Source organism: Rhizobium sp. Pop5 (assembly GCF_024721175.1).
Taxonomy (GTDB): Bacteria; Pseudomonadota; Alphaproteobacteria; order Rhizobiales; family Rhizobiaceae; genus Rhizobium.
This window is the reverse complement of record NZ_CP099399.1, coordinates 4,102,407-4,118,528: the sequence shown is the minus strand read 5'-3', so window position 1 is coordinate 4,118,528 and position 16,122 is coordinate 4,102,407. Positions and strand designations below refer to the sequence as shown.

At 61.6% G+C, this 16,122-nt stretch carries 14 protein-coding genes, 1 tRNA gene and 2 pseudogenes; 9 read left to right on the top strand and 8 right to left on the bottom strand.

Annotated features, from left to right (window positions below):
• The first annotated feature begins 307 nt into the window (after nucleotides 1–307).
• On the top strand, nucleotides 308–1,162 hold the full coding sequence (locus tag NE852_RS22295) for a helix-turn-helix transcriptional regulator (protein WP_008536164.1): 855 nt from the start codon (nucleotides 308–310) through the stop codon (nucleotides 1,160–1,162).
• A gap of 38 nt (nucleotides 1,163–1,200) precedes the next feature.
• Nucleotides 1,201–1,743 (top strand): YbhB/YbcL family Raf kinase inhibitor-like protein, encoded by a 543-nt coding sequence (locus NE852_RS22290; RefSeq protein WP_008536165.1) that lies wholly within the window; start codon nucleotides 1,201–1,203, stop codon nucleotides 1,741–1,743.
• Nucleotides 1,744–1,778: 35 nt separating this feature from the next.
• Here NE852_RS22290 and NE852_RS22285 read toward each other — a convergent pair.
• Nucleotides 1,779–1,921 (bottom strand): annotated as a pseudogene (locus NE852_RS22285) (DUF1275 domain-containing protein); the annotation flags it as partial.
• 219 nt (nucleotides 1,922–2,140) lie between these two features.
• Between NE852_RS22285 and NE852_RS22280 the strand changes: the two are divergent.
• Nucleotides 2,141–2,377, top strand: a complete 237-nt coding sequence (locus NE852_RS22280; protein ID WP_008536166.1) for a DUF2798 domain-containing protein — start codon at nucleotides 2,141–2,143, stop codon at nucleotides 2,375–2,377.
• Between the two features lie 52 nt (nucleotides 2,378–2,429).
• On the opposite strand, the pseudogene NE852_RS22275 reads toward NE852_RS22280, so the two are convergent.
• From NE852_RS22275 to NE852_RS22265, 3 genes and pseudogenes are all read right to left on the bottom strand, one after another.
• Nucleotides 2,430–2,668, bottom strand: a pseudogene (locus tag NE852_RS22275) (GIY-YIG nuclease family protein).
• Nucleotides 2,669–2,788: 120 nt separating this feature from the next.
• Nucleotides 2,789–2,864: transfer RNA gene (locus tag NE852_RS22270), tRNA-Ala, on the bottom strand.
• A gap of 148 nt (nucleotides 2,865–3,012) precedes the next feature.
• Entirely contained in the window at nucleotides 3,013–3,396 is a 384-nt protein-coding gene (locus NE852_RS22265; RefSeq protein ID WP_008536167.1) for a TIGR02300 family protein, read from the bottom strand.
• A gap of 418 nt (nucleotides 3,397–3,814) precedes the next feature.
• Here NE852_RS22265 and cmk point away from each other — a divergent pair, with 418 nt between their 5' ends.
• Together cmk and rpsA are read left to right on the top strand one after the other, a co-directional pair.
• Nucleotides 3,815–4,462 (top strand): (d)CMP kinase, encoded by a 648-nt coding sequence (cmk, locus tag NE852_RS22260; RefSeq protein WP_258156109.1) that lies wholly within the window; start codon nucleotides 3,815–3,817, stop codon nucleotides 4,460–4,462.
• Nucleotides 4,463–4,638: 176 nt separating this feature from the next.
• A complete protein-coding gene (gene rpsA, locus NE852_RS22255) occupies nucleotides 4,639–6,342 on the top strand; it encodes a 30S ribosomal protein S1 (RefSeq protein WP_008536171.1) in 1,704 nt (567 codons plus the stop codon).
• Between the two features lie 77 nt (nucleotides 6,343–6,419).
• On the opposite strand, the gene NE852_RS22250 is transcribed toward rpsA, so the two are convergent.
• From NE852_RS22250 to NE852_RS22240, 3 genes are all read right to left on the bottom strand, one after another.
• Nucleotides 6,420–7,958 (bottom strand): hypothetical protein, encoded by a 1,539-nt coding sequence (locus tag NE852_RS22250; RefSeq protein WP_258156108.1) that lies wholly within the window; start codon nucleotides 7,956–7,958, stop codon nucleotides 6,420–6,422.
• A gap of 227 nt (nucleotides 7,959–8,185) precedes the next feature.
• Nucleotides 8,186–8,812 (bottom strand): ribonuclease D, encoded by a 627-nt coding sequence (locus NE852_RS22245; protein WP_008536176.1) that lies wholly within the window; start codon nucleotides 8,810–8,812, stop codon nucleotides 8,186–8,188.
• A gap of 143 nt (nucleotides 8,813–8,955) precedes the next feature.
• The gene (locus tag NE852_RS22240; RefSeq protein ID WP_008536177.1) at nucleotides 8,956–9,765 is read right to left on the bottom strand and encodes a MerR family transcriptional regulator; all 810 of its coding nucleotides are present in this window, start codon (nucleotides 9,763–9,765) and stop codon (nucleotides 8,956–8,958) included.
• Between the two features lie 169 nt (nucleotides 9,766–9,934).
• Between NE852_RS22240 and NE852_RS22235 the strand changes: the two genes are divergently transcribed.
• Complete coding sequence (locus NE852_RS22235; protein ID WP_008536179.1) at nucleotides 9,935–11,215, top strand: 4-aminobutyrate--2-oxoglutarate transaminase; 1,281 nt, start codon at nucleotides 9,935–9,937, stop codon at nucleotides 11,213–11,215.
• Nucleotides 11,216–11,280: 65 nt separating this feature from the next.
• Complete coding sequence (locus NE852_RS22230; protein WP_008536181.1) at nucleotides 11,281–12,762, top strand: NAD-dependent succinate-semialdehyde dehydrogenase; 1,482 nt, start codon at nucleotides 11,281–11,283, stop codon at nucleotides 12,760–12,762.
• Between the two features lie 57 nt (nucleotides 12,763–12,819).
• Here the strand turns inward: NE852_RS22230 and NE852_RS22225 are convergent, their stop codons facing one another.
• The gene (locus NE852_RS22225) at nucleotides 12,820–13,029 is read right to left on the bottom strand and encodes a SlyX family protein (protein WP_008536184.1); all 210 of its coding nucleotides are present in this window, start codon (nucleotides 13,027–13,029) and stop codon (nucleotides 12,820–12,822) included.
• A 179-nt stretch (nucleotides 13,030–13,208) separates the two neighbouring features.
• On the opposite strand from NE852_RS22225, the gene uxaC reads away from it, so the two are divergent.
• Both uxaC and NE852_RS22215 read left to right on the top strand, forming a co-directional pair.
• Nucleotides 13,209–14,624 (top strand): glucuronate isomerase, encoded by a 1,416-nt coding sequence (gene uxaC / locus NE852_RS22220; protein WP_258156107.1) that lies wholly within the window; start codon nucleotides 13,209–13,211, stop codon nucleotides 14,622–14,624.
• Nucleotides 14,621–16,078: a mannitol dehydrogenase family protein gene (locus tag NE852_RS22215; RefSeq protein ID WP_258156106.1), complete on the top strand. Its 1,458-nt coding sequence runs from the start codon at nucleotides 14,621–14,623 to the stop codon at nucleotides 16,076–16,078. The genes uxaC and NE852_RS22215 overlap by 4 nt, the downstream gene beginning before the upstream one ends.
• Nucleotides 16,079–16,122 lie beyond the last annotated feature (44 nt).

Genomic DNA, 16,122 nt, shown 5'->3' with positions numbered 1-16,122 from the left:
CTGAAGGTCCTGAAGCCGAATCGCTGGGATTGCGGCAACAAGGATAAATCCTCTCATTGAGGAATTGGCAAAGGCGATGGAACGGACAGGAAATATTCCAAAGCACGTCGCGATCTCCCATATTCGCTTGCCGCGCTTTTAGGTCTTTGGTTTTCCGCATGTCGGAATCGCAAGCCGCTGCATACTTTTGGGCAGCATGCTCTGGCGAATTGCCAGAATAACCCTGTGCTATTCGCCATCTTGGCTTCGGTCCCGCGATCTGGCAGACGGAGCTTATGAGCCGCCATCCCGTATCGCAGGGGAACGTATGGAGCATCAAAATTTTCTCATTCCAACCGGAGCCGTGATCCGGCAGGGCGGACGGGCCTGTTTCCGCCGCCTCGTCAATACGAGCCCCTTGTTGATACGGGTGCAATCGGGAACGAAGATCGTCGCGGCAGATGACAAGCCCTTGCGGCTGGATACCGGGGCCTACGGCCTGCTGCCCGACTATCAACCGCTGACGATGGAGAACATTCCAAAGGCTCCGCAGCAGTATCAGACCATTGCGCTCTCTGTTCCGAGACAATTGTTCGAGGACGCCTATGCGCGCATGGGCTCGATCGCCATCCCGTCGACACCCCTTCCCATGCGCTCTTCCAACATGCCTGATGAAGCGGCTGTCTTGTTCGACTATTGCTGTCAGCCCGGTAATCTCGCCAGGCTTCCCGGCGCCATCGCCAGGGCTCGCTTGATGGAACTCATCACCTGGTTTGCGTTATACGGGGCGGTGTTGGGCCAAAGCCGAAGCCCTCGGCTCGAAGACCGTCTGAGACAGCTGATCGAAACCGATCCGGCCTTCGACTGGACGCTGCGGCATGCGGCGCGCTCGTTCAATATGAGTGAAGCGACGCTCAGGCGGAAACTCGCGGCCGAGAATACCGGCTTCAGCGAGATCCTGAGCGACACCCGGATGAACCGGGCTTTGGGTCTCGTTCAGATGTCGACCCTTTCCATGGCGCAGGTTGCGCTCGAAGTCGGTTACGACTCGCCGTCTCAATTCGCGGCGCGTTTCAAGGAGCGGTTCGGCGTCAGTCCGCGCCATGTGCGCAGCGGATCCGAGCCGGTTGAGCGGATCGGGACAGAAGTTGAGCATAGCGGGGCAGACGTGCTTTCCCGGTGACGATAGCTCTGCGGCATCATCAACCGCAGGAAAGCAACATGCGTTTCATAACAGCACTTCTCGCAACGTCCCTTATCGGCGCCACGACCGCGCATGCGGAAATGAAGCTCACCTCCAGCGATCTGAACGCAGGCAAACCCATGGCCGACGAGCAGGTCTTCAACAGCTTCGGCTGCTCGGGCAAGAACATCTCACCCGAACTGGCCTGGTCCGGCGCTCCCGAGGGCACCAAGAGCTTCGCCGTCATGGCCTACGATCCGGATGCTCCGACCGGCTCGGGATGGTGGCACTGGTCGGTGTTCAATATCCCGGCGAATGTCTCGAAGATTGCCACCGGCGCAAGCGGTGACAAGAAGCTTCCCGACGGCGTCGTGGAAGGCCGCACCGACTTCGGCGTATCGGGATATGGCGGTGCTTGCCCGCCAGCCGGCGACAAACCGCACCACTACCAGTTCACGGTCTACGCGCTGTCAGTCGAAAAGCTTCCACTGCCCGATACGGCGCCTGCCGCCATGGTCGGCTTCTACGTCAGGGCCAATACGCTCGGCAAGGCCTCCATCGAGGTCACCTACGGCCGCTGAGACCGGTTTTGGATCGCGGTTGCGATCCGTCCGAATGTCGTGAAGGACTTGAAATCGCCGGTGAGCAGAAGACCGGACGCATCCGTCGTGCCGGTAGAAACGAGATCGAACCGAGGAGGGCAAGCCCCGTCACGGTTCGTCTGGTGCGGATGATACGGCGGCGTCCTGCTCTGCTCATCGGCTGAGGTGCTGAAGCCGGATCCTCACGATTGCGGCAACAAGCTCGGTGAGGGCGATCCGGAATGCGGCCGGCGCGGGCTTGAACAGCAACATGTTTTCGGCCATAAAATCGGCGTCGCTTTAGATCGAAGCTCCGTAAGCGTTTACGTCAATCAACGCGCAACCCGCCGGTCGGCGCTGCGCACCTGTTCTGATCGGCACCTTACGGAGATCATAAATGCCCAAAGGCAAACTCCCCAAACGCTATAATATAATCGTGATGCCGCTCATCCTCTCGCTGCTGATGACATGCGTCGTCTCGGCAATCAGCATTCTGAGAGCACACGGCCCGACCGCGCCTGCCCTTGCCATGTGGCCCTCCACATGGGCACTGTCCTGGGCGATCGCATTTCCCGTTCTGCTGCTGGTGTTGCCGGTGGTCAGGCGGCTGACGGCAGCCATCGTCGAGATGTGAGGCTCGATGCCGGCGGGCCGCGCAAAGCGGTCTGCCGGAATTGATCAGGCAATTATAGTCTTTTCTTTGCGAATGCCCGGCTCGAAGCCGACTTCAGATACTTCTCGAAGCAAAGGGCCTGCGTTTCATCGGAGAAGGCAAGATAGGTCTTGAGGGACCAAGGAGCATATTTCGAGGTGTGAGAGACTTCGCCGGCGTTGTGTTTTGCCAGGCGTGACCTCAGGTCGCTTGTCGGCCGACGTAATAGCGATCCGAAAATTCGACATTGTGGAAAATGTAGACATATTTCACGGAAGGATCATAGCCCGCCTACATTGCTTCGCAACTTCGGCGCGGCAGCCTCCGCTCCCTTCTCGCCCTCGTCCGGCCAAGCCTTCCGGCTTGCCGAGCCGAAGCTCGAAGAGCGTAGACTGGTGGAGCTAAGCGGGATCGAACCGCTGACCTCTTGCATGCCATGCAAGCGCTCTCCCAGCTGAGCTATAGCCCCATCAAAGATGGTCCGGCGGGCCGGTCCTGGGATACTCCGGAGGGCGTTTCCTCAGGAGTGGCGGCTTATTACTTGCGGTTTTCGCAGATAGCAAGCCTAAAAAACCCGGCCCGGAAATTTTTTGTCATCCGGGCCGTCATTCGTCCGATCAGACTTCGTCTTCGTCGCCGGTCACGCCGATGATGTCGCTCATGTCGTCATCGTCGTCGTCTTCGTCCGGCGTGAGGAAGGTATCGTCATCGTCGTCACCTTCGATTTCAACATCGTCATCGCCCATATCGGGGATGTCGTCGCCGGCGGCGGCGTCATCGGCGTCTTCCAGCGAAACCAGTTCGACTTCGGTGTTTTCGGTATCGACTTCCGCAACCTCGTCTTCTTCGGCAACGTCGGCGATCGCCGAGGTTTCTTCGAAGAAGGACAGGGGATAGGACTTGCCGGTATAAGGGGAAACGATCGGGTCCCGGTTCAGGTCGTAGAACTTCTTGCCGGTTTCCGGATCGGTGCGCTTGGTTCCAAGTTCCGCTTTCGCCACTATAAGCCTCGTGAGAATGGCCGAATTCGAGATTCGGCAAATGCCGTTCAAGCCGGCGTTCCATCGGAATTTATAAGCCGGTCCCCTTAATCGCTGCGGCTTCCCATGTCAAAGCCAATCTTTATGATCGCCGCGCGGGGTTTTTCGCGCGCCGGCGGATGACCGCCCGGCGCGTTTATGGTAACGAGCCGCGGCAGCCGCAGAACCGGGCGAATAATCCCGCCGTTTGTATCGGGACGTCGGAGGAAATACGCCGCATTTACAAAGGATTACGCTATGTCGCATGGCTCCGCACCCAGGCCCGCCGCCGCCCGTAAATCCGCAAATCTTTCCGGCATCGCCCGCATTCCCGGCAATGAATCGATCTTACGAAGGCGTGCCGAATGAATAATGGACCAGCCGCCGCAGGATTGATCGCATGACACCTAAGACTTTCACAATTGCCATCGACGGGCCGGCGGCTGCCGGCAAGGGCACGCTTTCGCGCCGCATCGCCGAGCAATACGGCTTTCATCATCTGGACACGGGCCTGACCTATCGCGCCACCGCTAAGGCGCTGCTCGACGCTGGCCTACCGCTCGACGACGAGGCGGTGGCGGAAAAGATCGCGCTGGAGGTTGAACTCGCCGGACTGGATCGCGATATACTTTCCAAACACGAGATTGGCGAAGCCGCATCGAAGATAGCGGTCATGCCGGCCGTGCGCCGGGCGCTGGTCGAGGCGCAGCGCAGGTTTGCGGCAAAGACGCCGGGAACGGTACTCGACGGGCGCGATATCGGTACGGTCGTCTGCCCGGATGCGCCGGTGAAACTGTATGTGACCGCGTCGCCGGAGGTTCGCGCAAGACGCCGTTACGACGAAATCCTCGGCAAGGGTGCGACGGCGGATTTCGATGCGATCTTCGAAGACGTCAAGCGGCGCGACGATCGCGATATGAATAGGGCGGACAGCCCGATGAAACCGGCGGTCGATGCACACTTGCTTGACACGTCGGAAATGAGTATAGAGGCCGCGTTTCAAGCTGCTAAGTCGTTCATCGACGCCGCCTTGGACCGAAATGCCTAAATAAGCGGTTTTCCGTGCTTCGTGCGCGGGACGCTCATGCAAAGCAAGCCTGAAATTCCGTCCAAGCGCCGGATTGCCTTCGTGAAAGAGGGCGGACTGGGTTCAGGCCCATTCAACTCGAACCAACCGGCGCATATGTGAGCCTTGAAGCTATCGAAGGCCACACAGGAGATTTTATGTCAGTAGCAACTCCCTCTCGCGAGGATTTCGCGGCCCTTCTGGAAGAATCCTTTGCCAAGAACGACCTGGCCGAAGGCTATGTCACCAAGGGTATCGTCACGGGCATCGAAAAGGATGTCGCCGTTGTCGACGTCGGCCTGAAGGTCGAAGGCCGCATCGCGCTCAAGGAATTCGGCGCCCGCGCCAAGGACGGCCAGCTCAAGGTTGGCGATGAAGTCGAAGTTTACGTTGAGCGCATCGAAAACGCGCTCGGCGAAGCCGTTCTGTCGCGCGAGAAGGCTCGCCGCGAAGAAAGCTGGGTCAAGCTCGAAGCCAAGTTCGAAGCCGGCGAGCGCGTCGAAGGCGTTATCTTCAACCAGGTCAAGGGTGGCTTCACGGTCGACCTCGACGGTGCGATCGCCTTCCTGCCGCGTTCGCAGGTCGACATCCGTCCGATCCGCGACGTTACACCGCTGATGCACAACCCGCAGCCCTTCGAAATCCTCAAGATGGACAAGCGTCGCGGCAACATCGTGGTTTCGCGCCGCACGGTTCTGGAAGAATCCCGTGCCGAGCAGCGTTCTGAAATCGTTCAGAACCTCGAAGAAGGTCAGGTTGTCGACGGCGTCGTCAAGAACATCACCGATTACGGTGCGTTCGTCGACCTCGGCGGCATCGACGGCCTGCTGCACGTCACCGACATGGCATGGCGCCGTGTGAACCATCCGTCGGAAATCCTGAACATCGGCCAGCAGGTCAAGGTTCAGATCATCCGCATCAACCAGGAAACCCATCGTATTTCGCTCGGCATGAAGCAGCTCGAGTCCGATCCGTGGGATGGCATCCAGGCCAAGTATCCGGAAGGCAAGAAGATTTCCGGTACCGTCACGAACATCACCGACTACGGTGCGTTCGTCGAGCTGGAGCCGGGCATCGAAGGCCTGATCCACATTTCGGAAATGTCCTGGACGAAGAAGAACGTTCACCCCGGCAAGATCCTGTCCACGAGCCAGGAAGTCGAAGTCGTCGTTCTCGAAGTCGATCCGTCCAAGCGTCGTATTTCGCTCGGCCTCAAGCAGACGCTGGAAAACCCGTGGGCAGCATTCGCCCGCAGCCATCCGGCCGGCACTGAAGTCGAAGGCGAAGTCAAGAACAAGACCGAATTCGGCCTGTTCATCGGCCTCGACGGCGATGTCGACGGCATGGTGCACCTCTCCGACCTCGACTGGAACCGTCCGGGCGAACAGGTCATCGAGGAGTTCAACAAGGGTGACGTCGTCAAGGCCGTCGTTCTCGATGTCGACGTCGAGAAGGAACGCATCTCGCTCGGCATCAAGCAGCTCGGCAAGGATGCGGTCGGTGAAGCAGCAGCTTCCGGTGACCTGCGCAAGAACGCAGTGGTTTCCTGCGAAATCATCGCGATCAACGACGGCGGCATCGAAGTGAAGCTCGTCAACCACGAGGACATCACTTCCTTCATCCGTCGCGCCGATCTCGCCCGCGACCGCGACGAGCAGCGTCCTGAGCGCTTCTCGGTCGGCCAGGTCGTCGACGCCCGCGTCACCAACTTCTCCAAGAAGGACCGCAAGATCATGCTGTCCATCAAGGCTCTGGAGATTGCGGAAGAGAAGGAAGCCGTCGCTCAGTTCGGTTCGTCCGACTCGGGCGCCTCGCTCGGCGACATTCTGGGCGCAGCCCTGAAGAACCGCGGCGGCGAATAAGCCTCGCAACGGCCTCTGATTTGAAGAACCCGCCGGAGCGATCCGGCGGGTTCTTCATTTTTAGGCGATGAAGAGGGTCATTCCCAGCCGACCATGCGCTGATAGAGCGCATAAACCGGGTCGGCGGCCGCGCCTGCCGGATGAGCCGACGGCTCGGCATCGATCATCCTCGGCGCCCTGCGCGCCGGCCGGGCATCGGCCTCCTCTGCATCGGATTCGGCATCTTTGCCATCGGACTGCGCTTGCTGCTGATCCTCGGGGGCCTCGTCATCTTGATGCTGGTGCCGGTGGTGCGTTTCGCCTGCCGTGTCGCTCGGAAGCGTTTCCTTGGCGAACTGATAGGGCACGTGGGCATAGGGGAGGCCATCGGGCATTCTTGCCGCGAGCGGAAGATAGGAAGCCTCGACCGGCTCGATCATCGGCATCGCTTCCGGTTGCGCGGCAATTTCCTTCGGCTGACGGGTTGCCGCAGCCGCTATTTCCATATCCATCGGCAGCGGGCGAGGCGCCGCGGACGGACGCGCGTCGGACGCGGCAAGGTCCGCCGGCTGCCTGGTCAAGGTCTCGGTCGCGTCGCTAATCACGGCTTCATCGAGAATCGCATCGATCTCCACCGCCGCTTCTACGGGAACATCTTCCGGGAGGAGTTCGACTTCCTGCTCACGGATGATGGTGACGATCATCTCGGAGACTTCTTCGGTCATGGAGGCGACAATTCCCGCCCAATTCCTGGGAATGACGGGATCGACCTTCTCGGATGCCGCGCGCGGCTGGATTGCAGGCGGTTTTGCCATCTCCCCGGCATCGTCTGCCGCGGCAGTCTCCGGTGCCAATAATTGCCGGGCGTCAGCTTCCTGCGGCCCGCTATCTTCCCGAGCAGTGTTGGTTTCCGTCACCGGAGTGGATCGAGCCTGGCTTTCGGGCCGCGATTGCGGATCGGCATCCTCCACAGCCTTGACGATAGCCGCTTCCTCGACTGTCACGGTTGCCGCGGCCTCGGTCTGCGGCTCTGCCGGCAGGGGCTGCTTTTCCACCGGCTGGCGCGTGGCGGGCAGGCTGCCCTCATGCAGCTGAATCTCCGGGCGGGCATCGGTGCGCATCGGCGAAGCGTCGTTTTGACCGTAGGAGCGCATAACGGCGCGAGCGACAAGATCGCGATCCTTGTTACGGACAATCTCAAGATAGGCGACGATACGGGCGGCTTCCGGCCCGGTGGGGTTCTTCAGGGCTTCGGCGATCACCCTGAGCGGCAGGCTATGGCCCTGGTCGATCAGTTGACGCTCGGCCTCGTCGATCCTGGCGGCAGGCAGCCGCCGGATGGCGTCGGCAAGCCGGGAGGCGAAGGCAAGATTGGTCTCGTCCTCGCCGCGATCAAGCGAGATCGAGCGGCCGGCCGCATCGATGACATCGAACAAGGCGTCGACCATGCGCTCACGTGCAGCCAGGAGGAGAATATTGAGCTTGCCGGCGATGGCGGAATTGAGATCGGTGGCTTCGACGGCGTTGACAGGCGTGGGCGCGACCACCGAACCGCCGAGACCGCCAGAGACGATTGCCGCAGTCTGGCCTTGGGACGAAAAGCTCGCATTGGACGCTGCACGAATGGGAGACAACATGGCATGCCCTTTCGTAAAGTGACGATGAAAGCAGGCTCTATGAAAGGACCGCGCTCATCCGGCCCCTTGCATCCCAGCAGATCCTCCTATCCGCATGACGCAATTCCAGCGTCATCGAATGCATAAAAATTGAATCAATTATTAAAAAAGAGACCTTAACGAATCGCTAACGGCCGCGGACGACGCTCGCTCGCGGCCCTAAAAAAGCTGAAGTGAAGGCAATTCGCTCAGCTATGGGCGAAGATATCGGCCTCTTCCCAACCGAGCAGATCGAGCTTGGCGCGGGTCGGCAGGAATGCGAAGCAGGCCGTGGCGTGGTCGAAACGGCCATCGCGGATCAAGCGCTCGGTCAGCTTATCGCGCAGGGCGTGCAGATACAGCACGTCTGACGCGGCATATTCGAGTTGGGCCGGAGACAGCGTCTCGGCCGCCCAATCGGAGGATTGCTGCGTCTTGGAGATATCGACGTCGAGCATTTCCTTGAGATTGTCCTTGAGGCCGTGGCGATCCGTATAGGTCCGGCAGAGCCGCGAGGCGATTTTGGTGCAGAAAACGGGCGTCGTCGTCACGCCGAAGGTGTGAAAGAGCACGGCAATATCGAAACGACCGTAATGGAAGATTTTCTGGTGGGTGGGATCTTCGAGCAAAGCGAGGAGATTGGGCGCCTCTTTCTGGCCGGCAGCGATGCGGATGACGTCGGCGGTGCCGTCACCCGGCGACAGCTGGACGACACAGAGCCGATCCCGCCGCGGCACCAGGCCCAGGGTCTCGGTATCGATCGCGACCGCGCCGGTATAGCGGGCCGCATCGGCCGCGGAAATATCGCCTTCGTGATAACGGATGGTGGCGGCCATGAGACTGTCTTTCGTTTCAATGCTTCCTTTGGCGCTATAGCGCAAAGGCAGAGGTTACGAAACCGCTTTCCCGCCTCTGAGAGAGCCGTACCTCCTCCCGGACGAAATTCGATTGCGATTTACCGGCCGATACGCGAGCCCGCTCAGAATGTCGGCGGCGTGTTGACCCAGAGCAGCACGGTTTCACCGTCGTGGCGGTTGCGCCAGGAATGGTAGCGGCGGCTTTCGAAATAAAGCGAATCGCCCGGGCCGAGATCGAAGAACTGATCACTGTCGAGCACCAGTTCGAGCCGGCCGGACAGGACATGCATGAATTCTTCGCCCTCATGGCGATAGGCGCCCTCGCTCGCCGCACCCGGCGCCAGCACGAAACGGTGGCAATCCATCATCCTGCGGCCTTCGGCAAGAAGCTGCACCGTGACGCCTGGCGTCGTTTCCGGCCAGTTTCGCCATTCCCCGGCGCGTACCAGCACCCCCATCTCCTCGCTTTCCTCGCCGGAAAGACGCGAGACGGTGGTGCCGTAATAATCGGCGAGATCGTGCAGCGTCTTGAAGCCGACGCCCTGGGAGGTCCGCTCCAGCGTCGAGAGCGTCGAAGAGGTGACGCCGATGTCGCCGGCCACCTGATCGAGTGTTTTGCCGCTCGCATGGCGCAGGCTGCGCAGCTTGCGGCCGAGACCGGAATCCTGGCTTGTTTCCATTCCATCGGCGGAAGGCTCCTCGCCCTCCAGCGCCTCGCGGATCGCCGCCGGATTGAGGCCGCGTTCGACGCGGTACCAGGAGATGCGCTTCAGGCGCGCCACATCATCGGCGCTGTATTGCCGATGGCCGGTTTCGGAGCGCCCGGGAACCACCAGGCCCTGGCTTTCCCAGAGGCGCAAGGTCGAGGCTGAAACCCCCGCCAACCGCGCGGCCTCCGCCACCCTGTAGCGTACAGGCCCGTTATCATTCATCCCAGCATATCCTCGATTCAGATCGCCCGCGAGCATTCATCAAAAGGCATGATGTTTGAAGCAAAAAATGCCCCTTGTTTTCTTGCAGGAAAAATGTAGGAATTTTTTACATGTCTTGCAGAACTTATGCAAGATCGTTTTCAAGCCCTTTCAGCGCAGGAGCGTATCGATGAACGGAACAAGCCTTACCGACCGCAAGAATGCTGCGATTTCCCGCGGCGTCGGCATGACGACCCAGATCTACGCGGATCGCGCGGAGAATGCCGAAATCTGGGACAAGGAGGGCCGCCGCTACATCGACTTCGCCGCCGGCATCGCCGTTCTCAACACCGGCCACCGTCACCCCCGGATCATTGCCGCGGTCAAGGATCAGCTCGACCGCTTCACCCATACCTGCCATCAGGTCGTGCCCTACGAGACCTACGTTCACCTCGCCGAACGGCTGAATGCGCTGGTGCCCGGCAATTTCGAGAAGAAGACGATCTTCGTCACCACAGGTGCTGAAGCAGTCGAGAACGCGGTCAAGATCGCGCGCGCCGCAACCGGCCGCTCTGCGGTCATCGCCTTCGGCGGCGGCTTCCACGGCCGCACTTTCATGGGCATGGCGCTGACCGGCAAGGTCGTGCCCTACAAGGTCGGCTTCGGTGCGATGCCGGGCGATGTATTCCATGTTCCCTTCCCGATCGAACTGCACGGCGTCAGCGCCGATCAGTCGCTTGCGGCGCTGAAGAAGCTTTTCGCCGCCGACGTCGACCCGCAGCGCGTCGCAGCCATCATCATCGAACCGGTGCAGGGCGAAGGCGGCTTCTATCCGGCACCCGCCGCCTTCATGAAGGCGCTGCGCGAACTCTGCGACCAGCACGGCATCCTCTTGATCGCCGACGAGGTGCAGACCGGTTTTGCCCGCACCGGCAAGATGTTCGCGATGGATCATCACGAGGTGGCGCCCGATCTGACCACGATGGCAAAGAGCCTTGCCGGCGGCTTTCCGCTTGCCGCCGTCACCGGCCGCGCCGCGATCATGGACGCGCCGGGACCGGGCGGGCTCGGCGGCACCTATGGCGGCAATCCGCTCGGCATCGCGGCCGCCCATGCCGTCCTCGACGTTATCGCCGACGAGGATCTCTGCAACCGTGCCAACCAGCTCGGCGGCCGGCTGAAGCAGCGGCTGGAATCGCTGCGCGAGAAGGTGTCGGAGATCGTCGATATCCGCGGGCCGGGCTTCATGAACGCCGTCGAGTTCAACGACAGGGCGACTGGACTGCCGAGCGCCGAATTCGCCAACCGGGTGCGGCTAATCGCTCTCGACAAGGGACTGATCCTGCTCACCTGCGGCGTCCACGGCAACGTCATCCGCTTCCTCGCGCCGATCACCATCCAGGACGAGATCCTCGGCGAGGCGCTCGACATTCTGGAAGCCTCGATGCTGGAGGCAACTGCGGGCAAGTGACCGCGCCGAAACCGCATTCATGGCTGCCGGCCAACCGGCAGCCTCATTTCCAATGAGGATATGACATGGCTTTCACCACCGCACTGACGAAGCACGTTCCCTTCTCTTCACCCCTCCTGCGCGCCACAGGCTATATCAACGGTGTCTGGACATCCGGCAATGCCACGAAGACCTTCGACGTGTTGAACCCGGCAACCGGTGAGCTGCTCGCATCGTTGCCCGACATGGGCGCTGCTGAGACTCGAACGGCGATCGATGCGGCCCATTCCGCCCAGCCGGCCTGGGCCGCCCGCCCGGCCAAGGAGCGGAGCGCCATCCTGCGCAAATGGTTCGACCTGATGGTCGCCAATGCCGACGAGCTCGCCGCGATCCTGACTGCCGAGATGGGCAAGCCCTTCGCGGAGGCGCGCGGAGAGATCCTCTATGCCGCCGCCTATATCGAGTGGTATGCGGAGGAGGCCAAGCGCATCTACGGCGAGACGATTCCCGCGCCGTCCGACGACAAGCGCATGATCGTCATCAAACAGCCGGTCGGCGTCGTCGGCACGATCACGCCGTGGAATTTCCCGGCGGCGATGATCACCCGCAAGATCGCCCCCGCACTCGCCGTCGGTTGCACTGTTGTTTCGAAGCCCGCCGAACAGACACCGCTGACCGCGATTGCACTTGCGGTGCTCGCCGAACAGGCCGGCCTTCCCTCAGGCGTCTTCAACGTCATCGTCGGGACCGACGGTCCGGCGATCGGCCGCGAGCTTTGCGGCAACGAAAAGGTGCGCAAGATCAGCTTCACCGGCTCGACCGAGGTCGGCCGTATCCTGATGCGCCAGTGCGCCGACCAGATCAAGAAGGTGAGCCTGGAGCTCGGCGGCAATGCGCCTTTCATCGTCTTTGACGATGCCGATCTCGACGCCGCCGTCGAAGGCGCGATCGCGTCGAAATATCGCAACGCCGGCCAGACCTGCGTTTGCGCCAACCGTCTTTATGTCCAGTCCAACGTCTATGACGCTTTTGCCGCCAAGCTTGCCGCGAAGGTCGCCGAGATGTCGGTCGGCGACGGTTTCAAGGCGGGCGTCGTGATCGGGCCGCTGATCGACGAGCAGGGTCTTGCCAAAGTGGAAGACCATGTCAGCGACGCGCTTGCCAAGGGCGCCAAGGTGCTAACCGGCGGCAAGCGTATCGACGGTGCCGGCACCTTCTTTGCGCCGACGGTACTGACCGGCGTTGCCCGCGGCATGAAGGTGGCGCGCGAGGAAACCTTCGGGCCGGTGGCGCCGCTCTTCCGTTTCGAGACGGTCGAGGATGTCATCGCCCAGGCCAACGATACGGAATTCGGTCTTGCCGCCTATTTCTATGCCGGCGACCTGAAGAAGGTCTGGCGGGTGGCGGAAGCGCTGGAATACGGCATGATTGGCATCAATACCGGCCTGATGTCGTCCGAGACGGCGCCTTTCGGCGGCATCAAGCAATCCGGCCTTGGCCGCGAGGGCTCGCGCCACGGCGCCGACGACTATCTTGAAATGAAATATCTCTGCATCGGCAGCGTCTGATCCGCCGTCAGACAGTGCAGGAAGTATCGGCTGCACGCGGCATTGCGCCGCGTGTGGTCAATAGTGCGGTGGGCGGGTGATCGCTGGCGCATCCAGCGACTGCTCCTCGAGTGACAGGAAACGTTCGGTGAGCCAATCGAGCTTGGTGCGCATCTGCTCGACTGTCTTCCATTGTTCGGCGAGCTGATCGGAAAGCTCCTCGATCGTCTTTGCCTGGTGGGCCAGCATTTCTTCCAGCCGGGTGATGCGGTTCGTCTCGTCGGACATCGATCCTCCTTTGCCGGAACCGGCAGAACAGATGGTTCTCCCAAAGCGGAAATGGGCCGCGTCGTCAATGCTTTCAATGGCGGGCGAGGCTATCGCAAAACTGTACCGTTTGGTTACTGAAAGACCTTGCCGTGCCTGATGTTGTGGGGTAGGCCCTTATCGATCAGGGAGGAATACTGATGGATGTAGGGAATGGCTTTCTTCATCCGGACCGGCTCTTTCCGGCCGATCCGGCAACACGGAGCGTCGCGCGGGACCTCTACGAGACGGTGCGTAACCTTCCGATCGTCAGCCCGCACGGGCATACCGAACCGTCCTGGTTCGCCGACGACAAGCCGTTCGAAGACGCGGCCTCGCTGCTGGTCATTCCCGATCACTATCTCTTCCGCATGCTGCACAGCGTCGGCGTCACATTGGACGATCTCGGCGTGCCCAGGCTCGACGGCAAGCCTGTTGCAACGGGGCGCGCGATCTGGCGGACCTTTGCTGCGCATTACCATCTTTTCCGCGGGACACCATCGAGCCTCTGGGTCGACCACGCGATGTCGGCCGTACTCGGCTGCACTGAGCCGCTGACGGCCGAGAATGCCGATGCGCTCTACGATCACATCAATGCCCAGCTCGCCCTTCCCGAATTTCGCCCGCGGGCGCTGCATCAGCGATTCGGCATCGAAACGATCGCGACAACGGAAGGCGCGCTCGACCCACTCGTGCATCACCAGAAGATGGCGGCGGACGGCTGGATCGGCAAAGTGCGCACCACCTACCGGCCGGACAGCGTCACCGATCCTGACGCCGTCGGCTTCCGCGACAATCTCCTCAAATTTGGAGAGATCACCGGCACTGATGTAGCGCGCTGGGGCGGCCTGATCGAGGCGCATCGGCGCAGGCGCGCCTATTTCCGCCAGTTCGGCGCGACTGCGACCGATCACGGCGTGCCGACCCCCTTTACATCGGATCTGCCCCTCACGGAAAAGCAGGCGCTGCTCGACAAAGCGCTGAAAGGTCCGCTTTCCCCTGGGGAGGCCGAACTCTTCCGCGGCCAGATGATGACCGAGATGGCCGGCCTTTCGGCCGAAGACGGCATGGTGATGCAGATCCATGCCGGCTCGAGGCGCAATACCGACCGCACGCTCTTTGCAGCGCGCGGCCCCAATATGGGTGCCGATATCCCGACATCGACGGATTGGGTCGGCGGCCTGAATGCGCTGCTTTCCAAATATGGTCACGCGCCGGGCCTGCGCGTGCTGCTCTTCACGCTCGACGAGACGACCTATGCCCGCGAGATGGCACCAATGGTCGGCCACTGGCCCTGCCTGATGATCGGCCCGCCCTGGTGGTTCCACGACAGCCCGCTCGGCATTCGCCGCTATCTCGACCAGGTGGTGGAGACGGCCGGTTTTGCCAATATGGCGGGTTTCAACGACGATACACGCGCGCTGCTTTCGATCCCTGCGCGGCATGACGTCTGGCGGCGCGAAGTCTGCCGTTTCCTCGCTCAACTCGCCGCCGAGCACCGGATTTCCAAGCGGGAGGCCGAGATCGTGGCGGGCGAGCTCTCCTATGGCAATGCGAAGAAGGCCTATAAACTGTGACGGAACGACTCCAATCCCTTACCGGCCTCGCCTCGACGGCGAAGCTGCCCGCCTATGACCGCAGCCGGCTGAAAAGCGGCATCCTGCATCTTGGGCCTGGCGCCTTTTTCCGCGCCCATTTCGCGCCCTTTACCGATGCGGCGCTTGCCGTTGGCGGCGGAGACTGGGGAATCGAGGTGGCGAGCCTGCGCACTGCCGATGTCGCCGATCACCTCAATGAGCAGAACGGCCTCTATACGATGCTCATCCGCGATACGTCGGGCACGACGGCGCAGGTGATTGGCCCCGTCCTGCGGGCGCATGTGGCGACACGCGATCCGGCCGGCCTGCTGGCGCGGCTCGAAGACCCGGATATCCGCATCGTCAGCATGACGGTGACGGAAAAGGCCTATGGTTTCGATCCTGCGACGGGCGGCCTCGACCTGAAGCACCCCGATATCGTCGCCGACCTCGCCAACCGGCATGCGCCGCGCGGCGTCATCGGCTATCTCGTCGAAGGCCTCGCACGCCGCCGGCAGAAGGGCATCTCGCCCTTCACGCCGCTGAGCTGCGACAACCTGCCGAGCAACGGCGCGGTCCTGAAGCGGCTCGTGCTGGAATTCACCTCCCGGATCGATCCCGAGCTGCATCGCTGGATCGAAACGAACGTGCCCTTCCCCTCCACGATGGTCGACCGCATCACGCCGGCAAGCACCGAGGCGACCTATGCCGATGCCGAGCGGCTGACGGGCCGCACCGACATGGCGGCGATCGAGACGGAGCCCTTTACGCAGTGGGTCATCGAAGACCATTTCGTCAATGGTCGGCCGGCTTGGGAAAAGATACACGGCGCGCTGATGGTCGAAGAAGTCTCGGCCTACGAAAAGATGAAGCTCCGGATGCTGAACGGCGCCCACTCGCTGCTTGCCTATCTCGGTTATATCGGCGGCTATGAATTCATCCGCGACGTCATGGACGATGCCGGCCTGGCGGCTCTTGCCTACCGCCACATGCATGCGGCGGCGCGAACGCTCGATGCTGTGCCCGGCATCAACCTCGACGACTACGCCAGCGAATTGATAGCACGCTTTGCAAACAAGGCGATCGCGCACCGCACCTATCAGATCGCCATGGATGGCACGCAGAAACTGCCGCAACGGCTGCTGGAGCCGGCCTGCGAGGCTCTGGCGCATGGCGACCGGGCGGAAACCTATGCGATCGCCGTTGCGGCTTGGATGCGCTATGCTATCGGCGAGCGCGGCAATGGCGAGCGCTATGAGCTGCGCGATCCCCGCGCCGCAGAAATCGCCGCTTTGATTGCAGATGTGCCCCGCACCGGCCCGGCGATCTCGGCGGCTCTCTTCACCCTTCCAGGCCTCTTCCCATCAGCTTTGACTGGACATCGGGCGTGGACGCAGGATGTTTCCGACAAGTTGGAGATCCTGATCCAGGACGACCGTTTGCCGTTGTTCTGAGGATTGGAGCCCTTCGGGCAAAAGAGAAGGCGGCCACGGCACGC

What these genes read in the sequence shown, in the direction of transcription:
- NE852_RS22250 (WP_258156108.1), bottom strand. Translation starts at nt 7,958, where the DNA reads ATGTTGTCTCCCATTCGTGCAGCGTCCAATGCGAGCTTTTCGTCCCAA.
- NE852_RS22290 (WP_008536165.1), top strand. Translation starts at nt 1,201, where the DNA reads ATGCGTTTCATAACAGCACTTCTCGCAACGTCCCTTATCGGCGCCACG.
- NE852_RS22295 (WP_008536164.1), top strand. Translation starts at nt 308, where the DNA reads ATGGAGCATCAAAATTTTCTCATTCCAACCGGAGCCGTGATCCGGCAG.
- NE852_RS22230 (WP_008536181.1), top strand. Translation starts at nt 11,281, where the DNA reads ATGGCTTTCACCACCGCACTGACGAAGCACGTTCCCTTCTCTTCACCC.
- NE852_RS22235 (WP_008536179.1), top strand. Translation starts at nt 9,935, where the DNA reads ATGAACGGAACAAGCCTTACCGACCGCAAGAATGCTGCGATTTCCCGC.
- NE852_RS22245 (WP_008536176.1), bottom strand. Translation starts at nt 8,812, where the DNA reads ATGGCCGCCACCATCCGTTATCACGAAGGCGATATTTCCGCGGCCGAT.
- NE852_RS22280 (WP_008536166.1), top strand. Translation starts at nt 2,141, where the DNA reads ATGCCCAAAGGCAAACTCCCCAAACGCTATAATATAATCGTGATGCCG.
- NE852_RS22225 (WP_008536184.1), bottom strand. Translation starts at nt 13,029, where the DNA reads ATGTCCGACGAGACGAACCGCATCACCCGGCTGGAAGAAATGCTGGCC.
- rpsA (WP_008536171.1), top strand. Translation starts at nt 4,639, where the DNA reads ATGTCAGTAGCAACTCCCTCTCGCGAGGATTTCGCGGCCCTTCTGGAA.
- NE852_RS22240 (WP_008536177.1), bottom strand. Translation starts at nt 9,765, where the DNA reads ATGAATGATAACGGGCCTGTACGCTACAGGGTGGCGGAGGCCGCGCGG.
- uxaC (WP_258156107.1), top strand. Translation starts at nt 13,209, where the DNA reads ATGGATGTAGGGAATGGCTTTCTTCATCCGGACCGGCTCTTTCCGGCC.
- cmk (WP_258156109.1), top strand. Translation starts at nt 3,815, where the DNA reads ATGACACCTAAGACTTTCACAATTGCCATCGACGGGCCGGCGGCTGCC.